The organism is Collimonas silvisoli, from assembly GCF_018305005.1.
Classification (GTDB): Bacteria; Pseudomonadota; Gammaproteobacteria; order Burkholderiales; family Burkholderiaceae_D; genus Collimonas; species Collimonas silvisoli.
The window spans coordinates 1-6,354 of the sequence record NZ_JAGQEG010000155.1; the positions used below are offsets into that span (position 1 = coordinate 1).

Consider the following 6,354-nt stretch of genomic DNA (forward strand, 5'->3'; position numbering starts at 1 on the left):
TACCTGCTCGACAACGCTCAATTTAAAAGCCAGGCTGTAATCACGTTGGCTGCGCCGCATCTCTTGCTCCATTTGACACTCCTTCTCTTCATCGAAAAAGTGTCAACCTAATTCAGGACGGGTCAGCAGCTGAAAAAAAGCCGCCGCAAAAACTAAAGCCGCGCAGTAGAGATGCGCCTGGAAGAGTTTTTGCGTGTGTAGTCACGTGGCGATCGGGGCCGCGACATCGACAGAGCTGCAAGCTTCCACGCCTACATGCCGTTCGACCGCAAGCGTTGGCAACGGCAGGATAGTCGCGTTTCCAGCTAAGCGGGGCTGTTTCAGACCATAGAAGCAGAGGAGAAAAACGCCGGAAAGCCTTTAAATATCTGGTTTATGGCGTTTAGAACACTCTAGTATCCATCGAAGGCATGATCGTGCGAGTTACAGTCCGTGGACCAGCAACAAATCAAGATTGGCGCCACTGCGACGCAGTTACTTTAATTGCTCATGATCTGGATCCCTGTACCAGGCTTTGAATCGCCCCGGCTTTACTAGACGCTTCTAAGCCTTTGGATACGCGGCTTACGGTCAATTATGGGGGAATTAAAGAAAAAGGGATCTTGTCCCGCTAACAGCTATCAAAATACCCATAAATTCAATTACCTAATCGAATATTTCGTAATTTTTTAGCAATTAAAATAGAGTTAGAAAACCAACTCGATGGCAAGTAGTAATTTTTGCGACATTCGTTAGTTCACAGCATGCAGTGGGGGGCGCGCGCGGCGCCGTCATGAAATGTGTACGCACCGACATGTAAAACACGCCAGATGCCACGTAATTCCCCCCAGCAACTCCTGATTTACTCACGTAAATGAATAAATAGCTATTGGTATTGATCAATGCTGATCTATGATTAATAATAGTTTCCACAAGAAAACATTTTTAAATATTTGGACTTACGTGTCAGCTTTTGCGATAGAAGAAAAATACGCCAACTTTTGAGTTTGCAGCAACTAAGCCTCCAACAAACCTATGAGCGGTCTCCTCGACACACTGACACGACAAGCTCGATTAACGACTAAACGGGTACCGATCACATCGCTGGCCGTGTTTTTCGTGATCCTTGTGTGCCTGTCGCTTGTTTTCATTGACGGATGGCGAAGCTGGACGGCCCGTAACATACAGTTGCATGAGATGGGAATTTCCACCTCCAATATGACGCGCGCCATAGCACAGCATGCCGGCGATACGATTAAGGCTGCCGACACTACCCTTGTGGGCCTCGTCGAACGCGTGCAAGCGGACGGCAACGACGCCGGCGCGCTGCAGCGGCTGCATGTGTTGTTGGTGCGGCGGGTTGACGAATTGCCGCAGCTTCAAGGCTTATTCGTCTATGACGAAAATGGGCGCTGGCTTGCCAATTCATTACCCACAACGCCACCCAACGTCAATAATTCAGATCGGGATTATTTTATTTATCACCGCACTCATCTTGATACGGAACCGTATATCGGACTGCCAATACAGAGCAGATCAACGGGAGCGTGGATTATCACTGTGTCGCGCAGAATCAATCACGCTGACGGCAGCTTTGCGGGTGTCGCGTTGGCAACAATCAACATCGACTATTTCAAGAAATTTTACGATAGTTTCGATATCGGGCGTCACGGTGCGATCGTGCTGGCTTTGAACAACGGCATCATGCTGACCCGCAGGCCGCTTTTGAATAATTACACCGGCAAAAGCATGGCTAACACCGTTCTATATCGCGACAACATCTCCAAGAAAGCAGCGGGCACGGTTTTCATCGTGTCGGCCCAAGATGGGGTGACACGACTGAACAGTTTTCGACATCTGGATCAGTACCCCTTGTACGTCTCGTCAGCGTTGTCAAAAGATGAAATTCTCGCGGACTGGCTGACAGACACTTACGTGCATACAGCCGGTGTGGCGATACTACTCGTCGTGCTGGGCTTGCTAGGATTTCATCTCGTCGGCCAAATCAAGTTACGCTTGAATACCGAAGCAGAACTGGTGCGGACACGAGATGCTTTGGAAACGCTCAACCAGACACTTGAAAGGCTGGCATTGCAAGATGGTCTCACCGGACTTGCGAACCGTCGCCATTTCGACATAGCGCTGGATAAAGAATTTAGTCGTGCAGTACGAGAGGCAAGCTCATTGGCTCTCGTCATGATTGATGTCGATTGCTTCAAACAATATAACGACATCTACGGTCATGCAGCAGGCGACGAATGCTTGCGCAAGATCAGTGAAGTTGTTAAAACCAATCAAAACCGGCCGGGTGACGTAGCTGCTCGTTACGGCGGCGAAGAGCTTGGCGTGCTGCTTCCCGGCACCGACGTGCGTGGAGCAATGGCCATTGCCGAAAAGATTCGTCTGGAGATCCACAGCTTGGGCATCGAACATACCGGTAACTCGGCCGGCGTGGTCACGGTCAGCGCCGGCGTCGATGCGTTTGTTCCGATTCAAGATCTGGATAATCCGTTGGAACTGATACAGGCGGCAGACAAGGCGCTTTACGCAGCCAAATCCGGCGGACGTGATCGTGTTTGCGACAATGCCAGCTTCCGTGTCCTCCGCCAAACCCGTGTTCAACCTGAGTCAGTCGCCACTGGTGTGTAGAACGATTAAGCGATGAGCGGAATCCATCTCTTAGTTCACAGCGTGGAATGAGACGGCAATCCCGCGCCAGTTATACCTCCCACATTTTGCTGTACAAGCTTACAGCGCCTCCTAAATATCGCAGGGGCGACGTCTTATCATTCCATTAAGAATGTAGCTGACACTGTCAAAACTACCAGTAGACACCTGGCAACAAAAATCTAAAATCACATTTGTGCGTCGCACAATGTGCCATTTAAATAGATGGCACTCCGCAATCAACGGCTAGTTTTTAGCCGCCTTTCATCATCCTACTAATGTCGTCTGTTTTTACAACACCGACTCCTTGGAGAAGCCATGTCTACCGCCGCAGAACAATTTTCAGCCGCCGCCAAAGCCAATTTTGAATCTAATTTGGCCCTGTATACCGATTTCACGACCAAAGCATTTGCCGGCGTAGAAAAGCTGATCGACCTCAACCTGAGCGCTGCCAAAGCTTCGCTGGAAGAGTCGACCGCCACCACCCAGAAATTCTTTGCCGCTAAAGATCCGCAAGAATTTTTCTCGCTAAGCGCAGCGCTGGCCCAACCGAACGCGGAAAAAGCCATCGCTTACGGCCGTCATTTCGCCAGCATCGCTTCCAGCACACAAGCCGAGCTGACCAAGGTCGCAGAAGCGCAAGTTGCGGAAACCAAGCGTAAAGTCGTCGAGTTCGTTGACCAGGCTTCCAAAAACGTGCCTCCTGGCGCAGAAGGCGCAGTTGCTTTCGTCAAATCGGCAATCGGCAGCGCCAACGCCGGTTACGAACAGTTCGCCAAGAGCACCAAGCAAGCAGTTGAAACCATCGAAAGCAATGTCAACACCGCTGTCGACCAACTGACGCAAGCTGCTACTAAGGGTACGGCTCATTCGACTAAGAAGTAACCTTTAGCTACATGAGATAGCGCATTGCATGTAACTTATCGGGCGCGGGTTCGATTCCCGCCGCCGCTATCAAACGGCTTTAGACTCTCTCTTGGACAACATAACAGCGCGTTCTTAGCTGCTGGCATCCGTAAAAATCGAATTTGGTTCATTCTGAATAAAAGTACAATGTTGTCTACTGTCAACTTTAGCAGTTATCTAACGCATGTATTTTCGATACAGTTGGACTACATAACGTTTTAGATCTCCCAAAAATCCACCTACCCTCGGATTTTTTAGATCCAAGTCTTCTCAAAAACCCATCTATCCTTGGGTATGTTCCGTTTAAATCTCGTCGAATGCTGCCGCTCTTGGTGCAGCAAGTCAAAACTATTGTGCCGGTTGGCATGATTTTTTGTTGCAAAAATAAAGATATTTGTAACTGACAGCATGTTACGACTCTGAAAACCTTGCCTAAGTTTTTCATTGTAAAACCCTTTATTTAAGATCAGATTTGTTGCCCCGCCGTTGTTATTTTCACTAGATCTATGCATGGACTTAAAATTGAAAACGAATCGTCGCGTGCGAATAGCGCCCGTTGAAGAAAACCGTTGGGTCGTGAAAATTGGCAGTGCCCTGCTTACCGACAACGGCCGAGGCTTGGACAGAGACGCGATTTCTCGCTGGGTGAATCAAATTTCGGCACTGCAACAGCAGGGCATGGACATCGTGCTGGTTTCCTCGGGCGCCATCGCCGAGGGGCTGAGTCGCCTAGGTTGGAGCTCCAGGCCGATAGAAATTCCGCGGCTGCAGGCGGCAGCCGCGGTTGGCCAGATGGGGCTGATGCAGGTCTATGAAACAAGCTTCAATCACAACGGCATACGTTCCGCCCAAATCCTGCTGACGCATGATGACTTTGCGAATCGACAGCGCTATCTGAACATCGAAGCCACGCTGCGTGCACTGATTCAGTTAAGAGCAGTGCCGATCATTAACGAAAACGACACCGTGAGCACGGAAGAGATCTGTTTCGGCGATAACGACATGCTCGCAGCTCTTGTCGCCAATATGGTCGCCGCCGACCGACTCATCATACTGACGGATCAACAAGGTCTTTATACGAAGGATCCCCGCTTATCTCAAGATGTCGAGTTGATCTCCGCCGTTTCCGTTGACGACGAAAGACTATTAGCCATGGCTGGTGGTAGTAGCAAATGGGGCCGAGGCGGTATGGCGAGCAAGGTCAAGGCTGCAAGAATGTTTGCCCTTTCCGGAGGTGTAACGACGATTGCTTCTGGTCGTACGGAAAATGTCCTCGAACGCATTCGTTCAGGTCAAGCGATCGGTACTGCACTACTTCCCGGAGAAAAGCGTCTGTTGAAGCGCAAGCAGTGGCTTGCCGGACATCTGAAAACGCGCGGGATCCTATTTCTAGATGCTGGTGCAGCGCAAGCAGTCGCAATGTGTGGGGGGAGCATCCTCCCGGTCGGAGTGACCGCCATTCACGGCAACTTCGGCCCCAGTGAAATGATTCAAATACAAGATATCGAAGGAAGATATGTCGCTCGAGGTTTAAGTAATTACAGCGCAAGAGAGATGAGCCAGATTATCAGTAGTTCAGTTTCAATGAAAAACTTTGGTGTCCGACCTACAGGCGTCAAAGAGTTGGTACATCGTAGGAATATTGTTTTAGACCCTTATCAATAAAGAGAATTTATATGACTACAAAGGCTACAAAGACTCGTCTCGTGGGACGTATCAAGTTCGATAACGAGGTACTGAGAAAGGATCTGGAAGTCCTTGCAGGATTGCCGATCATTAAAGAGCAATATGACGAATTCAGTTCTGGAACGTGGATCAACCATTCTCTTTGGAATCGCAGTGGAGAATGGAAAGATACCCAGTACACTGACTTCGATCATCCCGCTGTGAAGACTCAAATCGGCGAAGCAACCGCGTATCTTAGTCAAATCATAGAAGACACATTCGACGTCCAGCATATGAGAATGGCCAGAGTGAGAAATCTGGTTGAAGGGCAGGTTATTCCGCACATCGACTTCCTCGAACTTTCGGAAAAAAAAGACGGTTACGTACGAATCCTGATACCGCTCGAGACATGCCTGGACTCATATCACACGGAAGAAAATTTCGGCGTATTTAGAATGCGAAAGGGCGATATCTGGATCCTTGAGTCTACGGTCCCGCACGGCGCACACAATCTTGGTTCCGACAACCGCTGCATCCTGAGCCTAGACTTTCAGTATACGGATGAAGAAAATCCACACTATTCCCGGATATTTAAAAACAAAGCGATCCATGATGAAACAGTGCGCCCGGCGTTGGTAGCAAGAACCCCTCTGGAGCCGGAAGATCTCGAAGACTATCTGAATATGCTGGCGATACAGTTCAAAGATGTATACGAGGCCGAACAGGTGTTGGTGAAATTATCCGAGATGCAATTGCGATATGAGTCGCCTGTCAGCGACATCTACAAAAATCTTGTTGCCGTCGCCAAGATAACCAAAAAAGACGAACTCATCGCACATTGTGAAAAGATGCAAAAATTTTACATTGGCTCAAGAGTGCTAAACGAAAGATTTCCGCTGCGAAAAGGTTTGATCGAAGCGTGATGTCCAAATACTCCTGATTCGAGATGCATAGCCAGGGATCTCACTTTTGGCTATGTGCTCGTATTTGGACGCGATACCCGTTGCGGCGTAAGTACCGATGATCGACTGCGGGATTAGCTTTGCGGGGACATATTCAAAAACATGATTGCCAATAATAGTGCTTAGAAAATGAATTTTTCCGTGCTCCAATTGCACCTAGCTACCTTCCTTTTTG

The 6,354-nt window shown here is 49.0% G+C and carries 4 protein-coding genes; all 4 read left to right on the plus strand.

Features of this window, described 5'->3' with window-relative positions:
• Window positions 1-1,014: 1,014 nt before the first annotated feature.
• A complete protein-coding gene (locus tag KHU33_RS24820) occupies window positions 1,015-2,628 on the plus strand; it encodes a sensor domain-containing diguanylate cyclase (RefSeq protein WP_211468014.1) in 1,614 nt (537 codons plus the stop codon).
• 336 nt (window positions 2,629-2,964) lie between these two features.
• Window positions 2,965-3,531, plus strand: coding sequence for a phasin family protein (locus tag KHU33_RS24825; RefSeq protein ID WP_211468016.1), 567 nt, complete (start codon window positions 2,965-2,967; stop codon window positions 3,529-3,531).
• Between the two features lie 531 nt (window positions 3,532-4,062).
• Window positions 4,063-5,217 carry a glutamate 5-kinase gene (gene proB, locus KHU33_RS24830; protein WP_211468018.1) on the plus strand — a complete coding sequence of 385 codons (1,155 nt, stop codon included), beginning with the start codon at window positions 4,063-4,065 and terminating at the stop codon, window positions 5,215-5,217.
• Window positions 5,218-5,228: 11 nt separating this feature from the next.
• Window positions 5,229-6,140, plus strand: coding sequence for an aspartyl/asparaginyl beta-hydroxylase domain-containing protein (locus tag KHU33_RS24835; RefSeq protein ID WP_211468020.1), 912 nt, complete (start codon window positions 5,229-5,231; stop codon window positions 6,138-6,140).
• Window positions 6,141-6,354 lie beyond the last annotated feature (214 nt).

Coding starts and splice junctions, on each gene's coding strand:
- KHU33_RS24820 (WP_211468014.1), top strand. CDS start 1,015: ATGAGCGGTCTCCTCGACACACTGACACGACAAGCTCGATTAACGACT.
- KHU33_RS24825 (WP_211468016.1), top strand. CDS start 2,965: ATGTCTACCGCCGCAGAACAATTTTCAGCCGCCGCCAAAGCCAATTTT.
- proB (WP_211468018.1), top strand. CDS start 4,063: ATGGACTTAAAATTGAAAACGAATCGTCGCGTGCGAATAGCGCCCGTT.
- KHU33_RS24835 (WP_211468020.1), top strand. CDS start 5,229: ATGACTACAAAGGCTACAAAGACTCGTCTCGTGGGACGTATCAAGTTC.